Here is a 15,064-nt window from a genome sequence, read left to right as displayed (position 1 = left end):
CGAACACCGGCTACCCGGCCTCCGCCGCGAGGGCCGAAAGACGTTCCTGTACTTCGGTATCGGCCTTGTCGTAGAGCGCGGTGGTGGGCGTCGTCTCCACCGCGGTGGCGATGATCGCGGAGTCGAGCACATCGAGCCGGGTGAACCCCGACCCGACCACGCCGAGCTGATGCCCCACCGGCGCCATGGCGTCGATGCGATACGCCAGCGCGGGCCCGACCCACACCGGAACCCCGGCCAGCACCGAGGCCGCGGTCATATGGTTGTGGCCGCACAGGATCATCCGCACATCCGTGCCGCTGATCACTTCGGCCAGCAGCTCGGCGTCCTGCAGCTTGAGGAACTCCGCGGCCGGAATGGCCGAGGGCAGCGGCGGATGGTGCAGCACCAGCAGCGTGCCCCGCGGTGCGGGCTCCCGCAATTGCGTACGCAGCCAGGCCAGCTGCTCGTGCTCCAGCCGTCCGTCGTGCCGGCGCGGGGTGGTGCTGTCCAGCCCGATGACCCGCAGCCCGCCCACATCCATGACCTGATCGTGCGGCTGCCCGATATCCACGGTTCCCGGATCGTGCCCGAGCAGTTCGACGCCGAAGGCGCTGCGCTCGTCGTGATTTCCCATCACGTACAGCACCTGGGCGTCCAGCTCGGCGGCGGCCGGTTCGACCGCGGCGCGCAGTCGCCGGTACCCCTCGGGGGAGCCGTCGTCGGTGAGATCGCCCGACAGGATGAGCGCGTCGATCCGCCGCCCGCCCGTGCAGAGCTTATCGAGGACCTGCAGCAGTGCCGCGTGGGTATCCACGGTGTCCAGCACGTTCTCACCGGCCGCGCGCAGGTGCGTATCGGTGATCTGGACCAGAGTGAGTTCGTTCATGATGCCGGCAGGAGTCGGGCGCCCTGATCGCGGGCGGCGGTGAGAGTGGACTGCGGATCCTTGCCCTGGAACACGATCGATTCGACCGCGTCCATCATGTTGTCCCGGATCTGCAGATAGTTGTTGCCGGGCATGGAAACCCAGGGCTCCATGGTGGCGAGCTGCGCGACATTCGGTGTCAGCAGCGGGTTCTGGGCGGCCCAGCCGGCCAGCGCGGTGGGCGCGGTCAGCAGGCCCGTGCGCAGCGGCAGGTAGCCGATGTTCTGGGCGATCTTGGTGTAGCTGTCCTCACTGGTGAGGAACTTGATCAGCTCCCAGGAGGCGCGCTGCTTGGCCGGATCGCTGGACAGGATGTGCAGTCCCGCACCGGAATTGGTGGGCACCGCGGGCTTGTCGCCGTAGCGCGGCATGGCCGCGGAACGCAGGTCCCACTTGTCCTTGGCGCCGGCCACGAAAGTGCCCTGGATGGCGCTGGTTTCGAGGATCATGCCGATCTCGCCGCGGGCGAAGGACTCGTAGCCCTGCTTCTGGTCGAGCTTGGGCATGCTGCCCGAGTTCACCAGATCCTGCGCCATCTTGGTCACCTCGACGGCGGGCGCGTCGGCGTAGGTGAGGGTCTTGCGATCCTCGGAGATCACCCGGCCGCCATTGGACCGCACCATCGACTGGAAGCACCAGTCCTTGGCGGTCTTGGTCAGGCAGTCGACATACACGCCGCCCTGACCGGTCTTGCTGGTGATGGCCTTGGCGTCATCGGCGACCTGCTGCCAGGTGGCGGGCGGGTTCGCCGGATCCAGCCCGGCCTTGCTGAACAGCGAGGCGTTGTAATACAGCACCGGCGTGGAGAAGACGAAGGGGACACCGTAGGTGTGGCCGTCCCAATCGTCGAGGGTGCGCGCCTTGGGCGCGAACGCGTACTTCGCGCCGTCGAAGTTCTGCTGCACCGCGTCCTTGCCGAACAGCGTGTCCAGCGGCTTGGCGTTCAGCTGGTGGATGGTGAAATCCAGGTCACTGAAACCCAATTGGGCCACGTCCGGCGGCGCGCCCGCGACCATCTGGTTCTGGATGCTGGAGATGGTGTCGGTGGCCGGGTTGGGGCTGTTGCCCTGCGGCTTCTGCGCGGTCACCTTGATATTGGGGAACTTCTTGGAGAAATCCGTGATCAGGGCATTGAAGGTGTCGGTCCAGGGGCCGGCCAGTCCGTAGTTGTAGGACTCGAAGACGATCGAGACCTGCTGATCCGGACGTAGCTCGGGGACCTGCGATGCCGTGGTGGTGGCATCGGTGGCGGTGGTGCCGCTCAGCCCACAGCTGGTGAGAGCCAGGGCGGCGGCGAACACCAGGCCCAGGACGGGCACGGTGCGTTTCACGGGAACTCCTCGTCGAGTGATGGTACGAAATTCGGTGACGCCGGGCGGTCAGGCGACGTCGGATACCGCCGCCGCCTCCTCCCCGGCGGTGTCGTCCTGCGGTTCCTGCCAGGTCAGGCGCAGCCCGGAGTCCTGGTCGAACAGGTGGATATCGCCGGGGTCCAGGCGCAGTCCGATGTCCTCACCGACCTGCACCCCCGCCGGCCGGGCGGCGCGCACGCACAGCCGCACCGAGCCCGCGGTGACATGCACGAGTTCCTCGCTGCCGAGGTTCTCGACCATGGTCACGCGACCCCGCACGGCGGTGGCGGTGGCGTCGATGCGCAGGCGCTCGGGCCGGATTCCGGCGAGAACGCTTGTCCCGGCGCCGGATTCGGCGGTGATGGCCAGCGCGGCATCGATGCCGTCGGCCTGCACCCGCAGCGAACCGTCGCGCCAGATGACCTCTGCCGGAAACAGATTCATCGGCGGCGAGCCCAGGAACCCGGCGACGAAGGCGGTGCGCGGGCGGTCGTAGAGCTCTTCGGGCGTGCCGACCTGCTCGATCCGGCCCGCGTCGAGCAGCGCGATGCGGGTGGCCATGGTCATGGCCTCCACCTGATCGTGGGTCACGTACAGGAAGGTCGCGCCCAGCCGCTGATGCAGGGCGATGAGCTCGGCGCGCGTCGCGCTGCGCAGCTTGGCATCCAGATTGGACAGCGGCTCGTCCATGAGGAAGGCGCCCGGATCGCGAACCATGGCCCGCGCCAGCGCGACTCGCTGCCGCTGCCCGCCGGACAGCGCCGCCGGGCGGCGCTGCAGCAGCGCGGACAGCTCCAGCGTCGCCGCCACCTCACTGACCCGCGCCGCGATCCGCGCCCGCGGTTGCCGGCGCGCCCGCAACGGGAACCCGATGTTCTTCGCGACGGTCAGATGCGGGTACAGCGCATAGCTCTGGAACACCATGGCCAGATCCCGGCGCTGCGGGGCCTCATCGGTGACATCGGTCCCGTCGACCAGAATGCGGCCGGAGGACGGCGTCTCCAGCCCCGCGATCATGCGCAGCAGCGTGGATTTGCCGCAGCCGCTGGGACCGAGCAACACCAGGAATTCACCGTCGGCGATGTCGAGGCTCACCTCGCGCACCGCGTAATCGGCGCCGAATCGTTTCGACACCGCATCGATCTGCAGCCGGGCCACGTCTCTCCTTCAGGCCGGCGCGTCGCCGGTGCTGATCCAGCCGCGGACACCCGCGGCGATTTCGGGTGCGTCCTTGACCCACTGGAAATGGTCACGGTGGCTCACCGCCGAGCGCTCGTCGATATGCCACCGGGCCACCTGCGCGGCGGGCATGCGCGAAACCAGGAAATCCACATTGGATTTCGGGCCCAGCACATCCTCGGACAGCGAGATGACCAGCACCGGCAGCTTCATGGCGGACACCAGCGAGTTGTACTTGCGCCCGGTCCCGCGCGGCCGGTAATAGCTGGTGAGCGAGTGCACCGACCAGTCACGCATGACGCCGCCGGGCATGGGCGCGGGAATCAGTACGCCGCCGGGCCATTGGCCCTTCACGCGGGCGACCAGGCCGATCCACTGGATCTGACTCAGCGCCTCCCACCAGCGGCGCGGGCCGAACGCCCACCAGAACACCGTGCCGGTGCCGATGATGGTCACGCCCGCGACCCGGCCCGGTTCGGCCGCCGCGAACAGCAGCGCGATCTGCCCGCCCAGGCTGTGGCCGAACAGGTGCACGGGGGCGGTCGGAAAGCGCTTCTCGACCGCGTCGACGATGGCGGGCAGATCGGTCTCGATCATCTCCCGGTAGCCGAAATCGGTGTGCTCGCCGAGCGCGGGCTTGGCCTCGCCGTGCGCGCGCAGATCCACGGTCGCCACCGAAAGCCCCTGCGCGTGCAGTGATTTGGCGAGCGCGAAGTAGTTGCGCGCCTTCATCGCCATGGCCGGCAGGATGAGCACGACGGGCGCGGTGGATTCCGCGGCGGGCAGGAACCGCACGGTGAAGGTCACACCGTCGGCGGTCGAGACCTCGGTGGACTCGAGCGCGCCGAATTCCGCGCGGGAGTCGGGGGTCGCGGTGGTCACTTCGACTCGGCTTCCGTGATGTTCAGATCGCACACGTAGTCGAAGGTGAACTTGGCGACCGTGGCCTCGTTGTCGTCCAGCAGTACCGCCTTGGCCGCCAGCTCGTAGCGCCCGGACTCGGTCGCCGCCAGAATGACGAACAGCTCGCGCAGATCGACCGAGGCGACGGCGCGGATACGGCCCTGTGCCGGTTTGCGATAGGAGTCGCTGCCGCCGCGCAGCACCAGGCGCTCGACGGTGTGCAGGCGGGTGGCGACGGCGCCGACGAAAGCGGCCGCACCGGCGATGTCGGCGGCGGTGAACAGCGCGCCGGCGTGCACCGTGCCCATGTGATTGCGCACCTCGTCCAGTGCCGGGATCTCGACGATCGCGTGATCGGAGGTGATCTCGGTGACGATCGTGCCGACGTGCCGGCCGAACGGCACGATCTCTTGCGACACCGACCGGAGATATTCGTAATCCACGGCGGTGGGGTCCAAATCCGGATAGGCGGCGGCGAATCCGGAGAGGGTTCTCGTGTCCATCGTCAGGTTCCCTTCAGTGTTGTCTGCGGGGTCGTGCTCTGGAGATCGTCAGCGCGGTCCGCGCAGCACGCGCCGGGCAATGGACCAGCGCAGTACCTCGGACGGACCTTCGTAGATGCGGAATGCCCTGGCCTCCACCAGGAATCGGGCCACCAGGTGGTCCTCGCAGACGCCCAGTCCGCCGTGCAGCTGCACCGCGCGGTCGAGCACCCGCCAGACCGCCTCGGAGACGAAGGTCTTGGCGATGGAGGTCTCGTGGCGGGCCTGCGGCGAGGTCGCGCCGTAGGTGTCGATGGTCGCGGCCACGCTGCGCACCAGGCTGCGGGCGGCGGCGATATCGATCTCGTTGTCGGCGACCAGGCCCTGTGCCAGACCGTGTTCGGCGATGGGGGAGCCGAAGGAGGAACGGCCGGTGATGTGCTCGAGGGTGAGCTGGTGGCCGCGGATGGCCAGGCCCAGCCAGTTCATGCAGAACACCAGGCGGGAAGGAGCCAGCCGGACCTGCGCTAGTTCCAGCCCGCGGCCGACCTCACCGAGTACGGCCGAGTCGGGCACCTCGCAGTCGGTGAACTGCATCTCGCAGTGCCCGCCGGGTGCGCTGGTGTGGTCGAGGGTCGGCATGCGGCGGCCGACCTGCAGGCCCGGATTGTCCTGGTCGACCAGGAACATGGTGGGCCCGTCGGTGGTCATGGCCACGCAGATGGTGAAGGCGGCGCCGTTCGCGCCGGTGATGAAATGCTTGGCGCCGTTGATGATCCAGCCGTTGTCGGTCTCCTGGGCCATGGTGCGCAGCATGCGCGGATCCGAGCCGGCGCCGGGCGCGGGCTCGGTCAGCGCGATGGCCGAGCGCACCTCGCCGGAGGCCAGCGGGGCCAGATAGCGTTCCCGCTGTTCGGCATTCGCGACCTCGGCGAGCAGGTGGATATTGCCGTCGTCGGGGGCCCAGGCATTGACCGCGAGCGGTCCCAGCAGGCTCGCGCCCGCCGCCTCCAGCACCTCGGCCTGGCCGCGGGTGTCGAGGCCGAGTCCGCCGTACTGTGGTTCGGACAGCGGGCCGAAGACGCCGGCGTCCTTGGCCTTCTTCTGCAGGTCCAGCCGCAAGGCGTCATCGGTGACCCGGCCCCCGGCCACCACCTCGCGTTCCACCGGTATCACGTGGTCGATCACGAACTGCCTGGTCTGTTCGACCAGCTCCGCCACAGCGCTCATGGGGCCAGTCTCGGTCCGTCACCGCGCACCCGCGTCCCTCGATAGTCAATGTCGATCGGTCGAATCGACTCCCGCTACCCCCGCGCGATCGGCGCCGGGACTCGGCGAGGGTTTGTGGCATCGGTGTCGGGTCGTCCGGCGCCGCCCACCATCGAGGGGATGCGATGACCGAGCTGACGGTCCGGGTGAGCAATCGACGGGATGTGGCCGAGGGCGTGTTCGCCCTCGAACTGTCCGCCGTCGGCGATGCGCCGCTGCCGCACTGGTCGCCGGGCGCCCACATCGACGTGGCCGTCGGCCCCGCCGGGGTGCGGCAATACTCATTGTGCGGCGACCCGGCCGATACGCGTACCTGGCGCATCGCCATCCTGCACGAGCCGGCGGGCCGTGGCGGCTCCGACCACCTGCACCGCACCGCGCAGACCGGGACCGAACTGCGGGTCTCGGCCCCGCGCAACAACTTCGAGCTGCAGCCTAGCGCCGAGTATGTCTTCGTCGCCGGAGGTATCGGCATCACGCCGATCCTGCCCATGCTGGCCGCCGCCGAGCGTGCCGGGGCGCGCTGGAGCCTGCACTACGGTGCGCGGACCCGCGCGCACCTGGCCTTCACCGGCGAACTCGCCCGGTATACACAGGTGAATCTGGTGCCGCAGAACGAATCCGGCCTGCTGCCGCTGGCCGAGATCCTGGACGCGACCGCCGCCACCGTGTACTGCTGCGGCCCCGAACCGCTGCTGAACGCAGTGGAGTTGGAGGGCGCGCGCCGCGGATTGGCAGTACACACGGAACGTTTCGTGCCGCGCCGGATCGACAATGCCGTCGATCGTGGCTTCGACCTCCGGCTCGCCAGCACCGGGCGCACGCTGCGGGTGGCGGCCGGACGGACGATCGTCGACGTCCTCGAAGGCGCGGGCGTCGCGGTCGTCACCTCCTGCCGGGAGGGCACCTGCGGCAGCTGTGAGACCACCTTCCTGGAAGGTGAAGTGCACCACCGGGATTCGGTACTCACCGCAGCCGAACGCGCCCACGGCAACACTCTGATGCCCTGCGTCTCGCGGGCGACCTCCGAACTTCTCGTGCTCGATCTGTGACACGAGACGAACCCGCGGACCTGACACCGCGGGTGGCAAGAAGAAGCAATTCAACGAAAGATATGCAGAGAGAACCAGGATGAGGAAAATTGCTGCGGCGTCCGCGCTGCTCGTCGCCACCATGGGAGTAGGCGCCGGGATCGTCGGCACGGCACACGCGGACACCGCCGAGGCCATCAACTATACGGCGACCACCACCGACACCTCGACCATCATCAAGACCGACGGTGGCTCACTGACCGTGGAAGACGGTGTCTTCAAGATCAAGGCCGCGAACGGCACCGTGCTGGCAGGCACTCCGCTGAACTTCCGGGTGGACGATTTCGTCTTCCCGATCGCGGCCGACATCTCCGATCATACCGTCACCCTGACCCCGCAGTTCGACGCTGCGCACGCGGTCTATCAGCCGGTTGACCTGCCCTATCAGGACACGGCGCCGTGGAAGACCCCCTATGACCGTGAACAGGCGGCCTGGAGCCGACTTGCCACCACCATTTCCGTCGGCGCCACCATCGGCACGGCGGTCGGCGGTATCGCCGGCGCGGCCGTCGGCTGTGTCCTCGGTGGCGCAGCCGGCGCGCTCCTGACCGGTGCGCTCACCGCCATGTTCGGTGCGCTGCCGGCCGGCGTCGCGGGCTGCATCGCCGGTATGGCGGCTGCCGGCTTCCTCGGTACGCTGCTCGGTCAGCTGTTCATCACCGCGCCGGTTGCCATCCTGGGCGCCGCGCAGTACTTCACCACCATCAACGCGCCGTTCACGCCCGCAAAGTAGGTGGTGAGACCCGGCGAAGTTCGCTGGGGGACACCGACCCCGCCCGGTACCTGACCCGGGCGGGGTCTTCGCGTTCGGTGATCATGCCGGATCATTCAGTCGCACCGGCAATTCCAGCATGCCGCGAATGAGGGTGCTGGTCTGCCAGACCGGGTTCGCGGCGGGAGACGGGCGCAGGTGCGGAAAGCGTTGCAGGAGAGCGGTGAACGCGATCTGCGCTTCCATCCGGGCCAGGGGCGCGCCGAGGCAGAAGTGGATGCCGTGGCCGAAGGCGAGGTGCGCAGTGGTGTCGCGCTCGATCTCGAGCTCGTCGGGGGCGGGGTATCGCTCTGGATCGCGATTGGCGGCGGATAGCGCGATGTAGACCAGTTCGCCCGGCGGAATCTCGCAGTCGCCCACGGTGATCGGCTCGACCGTGTAGCGAATTGTGGCCATATTCACGGGGCCGTCGTAGCGCAGGAATTCCTCGACGGCGGCGGGAACCAGGTCGGGGTCCGCGCGCAGGGCCCGCAACCGCGCTGGGTCCTGCAGCAGGGCGAGGGTGCCGTTGCCGATGAGGTTCACCGTGGTCTCGTGGCCGGCCACCAGCAGCAGGAAGGCCATGGCGACGAGTTCGGGCTCGGAGAGGGCGTCGCCGTCGTTGGCGGGCTCGATGAGCCCGGAGAGCAGATCCTCGCCCGGCTCTGCACGTTTGGCGCGGATCAGCCCGCTCAGGAACGCGGTCATGGCTGCCGTGGCGCGGGCGCGTTCCTCCTCCAGGCCGACGACGCCGACCAGCGCCTTGGTCCACTCCTGGAAGGCATCGCGATCCGAGACCGGCACGCCGAGCAGTTCGCAGATCACCGTAATCGGCAACGGCACCGCGAATTCGTGCAGCAGGTCCACCTCGTCACGGGTGGCGATCGCGTCCAGCAGGCCGGCGGTGATGTCCTCGATCCGCGGCCGCAGCGCGGCGATGCGGCGCGTGGTGAACGCCTTGCTCACCAGCTTGCGCAACCGGGTGTGATCGGGCGGATCGGTATTGAGCATATGGGTGAGCAAGGCCAGCGCCCGCGGATCCGAGGGCGGCACTTGCCGTTTCGCGGTGATCATCCGATCGACCAGGGTGGCGTCCTTGTGCACGCGCGGATCCGCCAGCACGGCACGCGCCTCGGCATGGCCCACGATCACCCAGCGGATCACCTTGTCGGGGAACATCACCCGCAGCGCCGGCCCCTGTTCACGCCAGCGCCGGTACTGCGCATGCGGATCGGCGAAGAACTCCGCGCCGATCGTCTCGATGTCCTCGGTGGTCTCGGCCCGGTCCGGTGCTGCGATATCCGCCATTACGCGACGGTACCGATTGCCACCCGGAACGCGCCAGTACCGGCCGAATCTCGATCAGCCGATCGGAGATCGGAATGGAATGCCGTGTGGCCATACGGAATTCACCACCGGCTGTTCGAATGCGAGGACATCCCAGTCCCGGAAGGAAAACCATGACCAGCACCGATACCCACCCCAACGCTACGGTCGCGGCCCGCGTCAGCGAACTGACCGAGGTATTCGAGCGGGGCCTGCAGGAGAAGCTCGGTGTCGGCGCGTCGCTGGGCATCCGGCTCGACAGCGCCGGCGACGGGTACACCCGCTACTACCTGGACCCGAACCCGGCGACCATCAATGCCATGTTCACCGTGCACGGCGGCGTCATCGCCACCCTGATGGACACGGCCATGGGCAGCGCGGTGTTCACCAAACTCGGTGACGGCACGGCCTATACGACCCTGGAACTGAAGGTGAACTTCATCCGGTCGGTGACCATGGACGGCAGCCGGCTCACCTGCGAGGCCACGGCCGTGCACGTCGGCCGCCGCACCGCCACCGCCGAAGGTCGCATCACCGATGCGAACGGCAAGCTCATCGCGCACGGCTCCACCACGATCCTGGTACTGGGCCCCGGCCAGTAGCTCGCGCGAAAAAGGCCCTGTCCCCGGATGATCCGGGGACAGGGCCTTCCTCGTGTGCCGCCGCTCAGTTCAGGGAACGGCACTGCCCGATGAAATCCACCAGCTCGTCGACGCGATCGGTGCGCGCGTCCACCGCGCGATCGATCACCTTGATCAGGTGCTCGTAGGCCGCGGTGTGGTCGTAGTCCGCGACATCGGCGATGCGCAGCGCCCACCGCCAGTAACCGCGCAGCGTATCCGCCAGCGGCATACGGAATCCCGCGATGACATCCCGGATCGGCTCCACCACGGTATCGCCCTGGGTGCGCAGATACCGGCTCATCACATCGGCCATGAAGCTGAAATGCCTGGCCTCGTCCCGCGCCAGGCGCGAGAGCACCGCGCCGAGCACCGGATCGTCCACCACGTCCCGCAATTGGTGGTAGTACATCTGGGTGGCCTTCTCCTGCACCAGGGCGTAGGCGAAGAACTGCACCGGATGGTCATAGGGCAGGTCGAAAGGCTTGTGCCCCTCCACGCCCAGCTCGCTGCGCAGCGTGCCGCGCTCGGCGATACCGGACGCCACCTGATACTGCGCGAGCGCCCGCGCGTGGGTGTCCTCTTCGAGCGCCCAGCGCACGGTGAAGTGGTAGAGCTCCCGATTGTGGATGAACACCGGCAGTTCGACGCTGTCGTCCACCGGGAAACTCCGGTGGTAGACCTCGAAATACCCGGGCAGGTGGTCCTCGATGAAGGTCACGAACTGCACCGCCGAGCGCTGCCCCTCGGTGAGCCGGCCCGCGTCGGCGGCCGACCAGTCGAACGCCGTCTCGACGTCCCAGCCCCGGGCGGCCGGGGAGGCGGCGAGAAAACCGTCCACGGCCGCCACCAGCTCGTCCACCGGCAGCAGACCGGCGGCGGTGTTCGTGAATGACTCCGTGGTCATGACTGCTCCCGTCCGCTACCGCGCCTTGCGGCAGACCAGTGCGTAATGCTTGGTGGTGTAACCCCATCCGGCATTGGCCACCTCCAGGTAGTGCCGCAGTTTGGCGGCCAGGCCCGGTTCGTGCTCGTCGATCTCCGCGGCCGCCGCGTCGACATTGGTGATCCAGTCCTCGATGGTGCGGCGGTAGTTGTCGGTGAGATCGTCCACCGAGTTGATCGAGAACCCGGCGTCCTCGGCCGCGGTGACCAGGTCCGAGAGCGGGCGCAGATCACCCCAGCCGAAGATGTCCGAGCGCACGAACTCGGTGCCCGCGCGCTCGTCGAAGGCCCGGCGCGCGGCCGCGTTCCGGAAGCAGCTCTCCGAGACGTAGAGGCTGCCGCCGCGGCGCAGCACCGCGCGGGCCCGGCGGAACACCGTGTCGAGATCGGGCATGTGCACGATGGAGCCGAGCATGGTGACCGCGTCGCGGCTGCCCGCGGGCAGGTCCATGCGCTCGAAATGGCCTACGCGCGTCTGCACCTGGTTCGCGACACCGCGCGCGGCGGCCTGTGCGGCGATGTACTCGTGCTGGCGCGGTGCGGGACTGATGCCGAGGGTGTCGCAGCCGTACTCCTGTGCCATGAACAGGATCAGCGAACCCCAGCCGCAGCCGATATCGAGCAGCTGCTCGCCGCCGTTGATGCCCAGCCGCCGCGCCACGAAGCGCAGCTTGTTGCGCTGCGCGAGTTCCAGGCTGTCACTGCCGGTTTCGTAGAGCGCGGAGCTGTACTTGCGCAGCGGGTCCAGAAACTGCCCGAAGATCTCGGGATCGAGATCGTAGTGCTGATTGGTATCGGCGGTGACGGCCGGATCGGTCTCCGCGGCGACGGAGGTGCCGTCGATCGAGGTGGATGTCATGCCGCGGCCCGCAGGGTCTTGTCCACCACGGTGGCGACCTCGGCCAGGGTGGCGGTGCCGAACACGTCCTCGTCCTCGAGCTCGATGTCGTAGGTGCGCTCGATGCGGGCGATCATGCGCAGCACGCGCACCGAATCCACGCCGGCCATGCCGCGCAGATCGGCGTCGGGCAGCAGGACCGATTCGGGCAGCCCGGTCTCCGCGGCGGCGATTTCGGTGACGGTGCGCAGGATGTCGTCGGTCATGGGTGAACTCCGTTCGGGGGCACAGCGTTTGCGGGGGTGGGGGCCGGTCCGGTGCGCAGCGCCTCGGACAGCAGGGCGACCTCGTCGTCGTCCAGGGCCAGCTGATCGCGCACATCGTCGAGCGCGAACGGACGGTAGGTGGCGGCCGAGGCGGCGCAGACGGCGTCGTCGCCGTCCAGGATCTCGGCGGTGGCCTGGATGAGTTCCCCGCCGCCCGCGGACAGCGTTGCCACGCAGCGGTATTCGCGATCGATCAGCAGCGGGGTCAGGAACCGGGTGCGCTGCGAGACGGTGAACGCGGGCACGTGCCGGGCCAGCACGATGAGATTGCCCATCACCTCGTCACAGATGACGCCGGTGAGCCCGCCGTGCACGATCCCCGGATAGGACTCGAAGGACCGGCCCAGCCGGAAACGCGCCTGCAGACCATCCGCGTGCGGGGTGAAGGTCAACTGCAGCCCGGACCGATTGTGCGGGGAACAGCCGAAGCAGTGATAGTCGGGGATGACCGACCACGGCACGCGCACGGCGGCCGGATCGGGTGCGAAGGTGGTCACGGCCGGCGCTACGCGATGGCCTCGGCCAGCGCGCGCCGGACCTTGGCATTGCTGGACAGATTCAGGCCGGTCATGTTCGCGAAGGTGCGACGCACCTTGTCGTGCAGCACCTCCAGCTCGCCGTCGGCCGCCACCTGCTCGAGGAACAGATCGAAACCGGTGTCGATGGTCTCGTGATCGCCCATCTCCGCGATCCCGGACTTGAAGGTGCTCACCGGATGCTTGATCTTGGCCTCGGAGCTGTACACGTACAGCGTCTCCAGCACCGACGGCAGCTCCTCCGGGCGGCGCTGCAGCCGCTCGGTGGCGTAGTGGATGAACTCGCGCGCATGCCCGGCCTCATCGCGGCTCGCATTGAGCAGCAGGGACTTCAGCACCGGCTCCTGCACCCAGGTCGACACCGCGCGGTAGACGTGGTTCACGGTGAGCTCGGAGATGATATTGGTGGCCAGCGTCGCCGACGGCGTGGTGCCCGGGGCATACGGCTCGCGCATGGCATCCACCGCCTGCTCCTGCACATCCTCGCCGACGGCGCGCAGCCAGGAGCGGAACGCGTAGTGGTGCTGCACTTCCTGATAGCCCCACACCACCGCGAAGGTGGAGAAGTCGTAGTCGTCCACGAACTCCTCGAGGAATCCGTGCACGGCCGCGATGACATTGGACTCACCCATGGCGGCGCTCTTGGCCAGGGTCACGTACTCCGGCCGCACCAGGTCCGGGTCGACGGTGTCGAATTCCAGATCGCTCAGGTTCCAATGCAGGCGCTCGTAGTGGCGGAAGACGTCATAACTGTGCACGGGGACCTCCAGGTCGAGAAGGACGAAACGAAAGGGCAGCACCGCCGGGCGTCATCGCCGCGGCGTGATGAGGTCGCAGGCCGCGAGTCGCTGCAGCTTGCCGCTGCTGGTGCGCGGAATGGTGCGCGGCGCCACCAGATACACCTCGACGGCGGCCAGCCCGAGCTCCGCGGCAATGCGGTCCTCGATCAGCCGGGTGAGCGCCGCGGCGGCCTCGCCGACCCGCTCGGATTCGGCGATGAGCACGATGACATCCGCGCCCTCGGGATCGATGGCCGCGGTGCAGCGGCCCTTGTAGATGCCGTCGAGATCGCGCACCGCCGCCTCGACGTCCTGGGCATAGTGGTTCACACCGCGCACCGTGATCATGTCCTTGCAGCGGCCGGTCACGAACAGCTCGGCGCCGCGCACATAGCCCAGATCGCCGGTACGCAGCCAGCCGTCGACGAAACGGTCTGCCGCCGAATTGTTTTCGGCGGTGAGGTAGGCGCCGGTGACCGAGGCGCCCCGGATGAGGATCTCGCCGACGTGGCCTTCGGGCAGCTCGACCCCACCGGCCGCGGGGGAGACCCCGTCGTCGAGCGCGACGATACGCAACTGCAGGCCCTCGACGGCCGCGCCGACCCCGGCCACCGCCCGCGCGCCGGCGGCCGTGCGCGAAACCCGTTCCGCGATCCCGTCGTCGGCCAGTCGTGCGCGATCGACCCATTCGAACAGCGGCTCGCGGCCCAGCGGCGGAAAGGCCACCGCCAGTGTGGCTTCGGCCATGCCGTACACGCCGAACATGGTGCTCGGCGCGAAACCCGCGGGCCGGAATCGCTCGATGAAGCGCGTCACCACATCGCGGGAGATGGGCTCGGCCCCGTTGAAGGCGATCCGCCAGTGCCGCAGATCGTATTCGGCCACCTGCTCCGGCGGCACCGCCGCCAGCAGCGCCTCGTACCCGAAGTTCGGCATGGCGGTGATAGTGGTTCCGCTGGCGGCGAATTCGCGCAGCCAGCGCGCCGGATCCTTGACGAAAGCCAGCGGTGACCAGATGTGCGAGGGGGTGCCGCGCAGGATCGCCGAGAGCGTGCCGAACAGGCCCATATCGTGGAACAGCGGCAGCCAGAAGCCGCCCTGATCACCGAGATTCAGGTCGATGCCGCGCCGGATGGCGGCCAGACCGGCCAGCACATTGCGATGCGTCAGGCGCACGCCCTTGGGGAGCGCCGTACTGCCGGAGGTGAACTGGACGACCGCGAGATCATCGGGATGCACGGCGGGCAGCTCGGTCACGGCGTCCGCATACTCGGTGGCCTCGGAAAAGGGTGTCGTATCGACGAATTCGACGTCCACGACGCCGTGCAGCAGCGGGACCAGCTCGGCGAAGCGCGGCGATACCAGAACGGTGCGCATGCCCGCCGCCGCGGTGATGGCCGCCAGCTGCTGCGGATATCCGCCCGCCCGGCGCGCGCCCGCCGGCAGCGGCAGGGGAGTGGCCGCGCCTCCGGCGGCGGCGATCCCGAAGAAACTCACCAGGAATTCCGGCGTATTGGGACACAGGATCCCCACCGGTTCGCCGCGGCGCACTCCGCGCCGCACCAGCGCCGCGGCGGCAGCCTGTGCCGTGCGGTGCAATTCGGCGTATTCCATGCTTTCGGCGGTCGACCAGAATGTCGTGGACACCCGGGGATGTGCGGCCGCGATTTCGGCGAGCCGATCCGGCAGGGTGCCTTCCGAATTCGAGGAATTCATACCGGCCACAACAACAGTGGAGTATGTCCGGGCGCTGAATTCGC

Annotated in this window: 16 protein-coding genes; 3 read left to right on the top strand and 13 right to left on the bottom strand. The window is 68.4% G+C overall.

Translation table 11 applies throughout. From position 1 onward, the window contains the following. Positions 1-10 precede the first annotated feature (10 nt). The 6 genes from ACH438_RS12700 to ACH438_RS12675 are packed head-to-tail and all read right to left on the bottom strand — an operon-like array spanning position 11 to position 6,053. The gene (locus ACH438_RS12700; RefSeq protein WP_397004394.1) at positions 11-868 is read right to left on the bottom strand and encodes a metallophosphoesterase; all 858 of its coding nucleotides are present in this window, start codon (positions 866-868) and stop codon (positions 11-13) included. Then, positions 865-2,238 carry an ABC transporter substrate-binding protein gene (locus ACH438_RS12695; RefSeq protein ID WP_397004392.1) on the bottom strand — a complete coding sequence of 458 codons (1,374 nt, stop codon included), beginning with the start codon at positions 2,236-2,238 and terminating at the stop codon, positions 865-867. Before ACH438_RS12695 ends, ACH438_RS12700 begins: the two co-directional genes overlap by 4 nt. 48 nt (positions 2,239-2,286) lie before the next feature. Further along, on the bottom strand, positions 2,287-3,417 hold the full coding sequence (locus ACH438_RS12690; protein WP_397004390.1) for an ABC transporter ATP-binding protein: 1,131 nt from the start codon (positions 3,415-3,417) through the stop codon (positions 2,287-2,289). Positions 3,418-3,426: 9 nt separating this feature from the next. Further along, entirely contained in the window at positions 3,427-4,320 is an 894-nt protein-coding gene (locus ACH438_RS12685) for an alpha/beta fold hydrolase (protein ID WP_397004388.1), read from the bottom strand. Further along, on the bottom strand, positions 4,317-4,844 hold the full coding sequence (locus ACH438_RS12680) for a YiiD C-terminal domain-containing protein (protein WP_397004386.1): 528 nt from the start codon (positions 4,842-4,844) through the stop codon (positions 4,317-4,319). Before ACH438_RS12680 ends, ACH438_RS12685 begins: the two co-directional genes overlap by 4 nt. Before the next feature lie 48 nt (positions 4,845-4,892). Beyond that, positions 4,893-6,053 carry an acyl-CoA dehydrogenase family protein gene (locus ACH438_RS12675; RefSeq protein ID WP_397004384.1) on the bottom strand — a complete coding sequence of 387 codons (1,161 nt, stop codon included), beginning with the start codon at positions 6,051-6,053 and terminating at the stop codon, positions 4,893-4,895. 164 nt (positions 6,054-6,217) lie between these two features. Between ACH438_RS12675 and ACH438_RS12670 the strand changes: the two genes are divergently transcribed. Both ACH438_RS12670 and ACH438_RS12665 read left to right on the top strand, forming a co-directional pair. Then, a complete protein-coding gene (locus tag ACH438_RS12670; protein ID WP_397004382.1) occupies positions 6,218-7,144 on the top strand; it encodes a PDR/VanB family oxidoreductase in 927 nt (308 codons plus the stop codon). A 79-nt stretch (positions 7,145-7,223) separates the two neighbouring features. Beyond that, the gene (locus tag ACH438_RS12665; protein WP_397004380.1) at positions 7,224-7,916 is read left to right on the top strand and encodes a hypothetical protein; all 693 of its coding nucleotides are present in this window, start codon (positions 7,224-7,226) and stop codon (positions 7,914-7,916) included. A gap of 81 nt (positions 7,917-7,997) precedes the next feature. On the opposite strand, the gene ACH438_RS12660 is transcribed toward ACH438_RS12665, so the two are convergent. Further along, the gene (locus ACH438_RS12660; RefSeq protein ID WP_397004378.1) at positions 7,998-9,242 is read right to left on the bottom strand and encodes a cytochrome P450; all 1,245 of its coding nucleotides are present in this window, start codon (positions 9,240-9,242) and stop codon (positions 7,998-8,000) included. 152 nt (positions 9,243-9,394) lie between these two features. Here ACH438_RS12660 and ACH438_RS12655 point away from each other — a divergent pair, with 152 nt between their 5' ends. Beyond that, positions 9,395-9,862 carry a PaaI family thioesterase gene (locus ACH438_RS12655; protein WP_397004376.1) on the top strand — a complete coding sequence of 156 codons (468 nt, stop codon included), beginning with the start codon at positions 9,395-9,397 and terminating at the stop codon, positions 9,860-9,862. A gap of 64 nt (positions 9,863-9,926) precedes the next feature. Here the strand turns inward: ACH438_RS12655 and ACH438_RS12650 are convergent, their stop codons facing one another. Genes ACH438_RS12650 through ACH438_RS12625 form a run of 6 tightly spaced genes read right to left on the bottom strand, consistent with a single transcriptional unit; the run spans position 9,927 to position 15,020 of the window. After that, positions 9,927-10,787 carry an acyl-ACP desaturase gene (locus ACH438_RS12650; protein ID WP_397004374.1) on the bottom strand — a complete coding sequence of 287 codons (861 nt, stop codon included), beginning with the start codon at positions 10,785-10,787 and terminating at the stop codon, positions 9,927-9,929. A 15-nt stretch (positions 10,788-10,802) separates the two neighbouring features. Further along, positions 10,803-11,684: an SAM-dependent methyltransferase gene (locus tag ACH438_RS12645; RefSeq protein ID WP_397004372.1), complete on the bottom strand. Its 882-nt coding sequence runs from the start codon at positions 11,682-11,684 to the stop codon at positions 10,803-10,805. After that, positions 11,681-11,929, bottom strand: a complete 249-nt coding sequence (locus ACH438_RS12640; protein WP_397004370.1) for an acyl carrier protein — start codon at positions 11,927-11,929, stop codon at positions 11,681-11,683. The genes ACH438_RS12645 and ACH438_RS12640 overlap by 4 nt, the downstream gene beginning before the upstream one ends. Further along, positions 11,926-12,486, bottom strand: a complete 561-nt coding sequence (locus tag ACH438_RS12635; RefSeq protein WP_397004368.1) for a PaaI family thioesterase — start codon at positions 12,484-12,486, stop codon at positions 11,926-11,928. Before ACH438_RS12635 ends, ACH438_RS12640 begins: the two co-directional genes overlap by 4 nt. An 8-nt stretch (positions 12,487-12,494) precedes the next feature. Further along, positions 12,495-13,325, bottom strand: a complete 831-nt coding sequence (locus tag ACH438_RS12630; protein ID WP_397004366.1) for a ferritin-like domain-containing protein — start codon at positions 13,323-13,325, stop codon at positions 12,495-12,497. Between the two features lie 9 nt (positions 13,326-13,334). Next, positions 13,335-15,020, bottom strand: a complete 1,686-nt coding sequence (locus ACH438_RS12625) for an AMP-binding protein (protein ID WP_397004364.1) — start codon at positions 15,018-15,020, stop codon at positions 13,335-13,337. Between the last annotated feature and the right edge of the window lie 44 nt (positions 15,021-15,064).

This window comes from Nocardia sp. NPDC020380 (genome assembly GCF_044386975.1).
Taxonomy (GTDB): domain Bacteria; phylum Actinomycetota; class Actinomycetes; order Mycobacteriales; family Mycobacteriaceae; genus Nocardia.
Note: the sequence above shows the minus strand (reverse complement) of the source record. Positions and strands in the feature narration are given on the sequence as shown.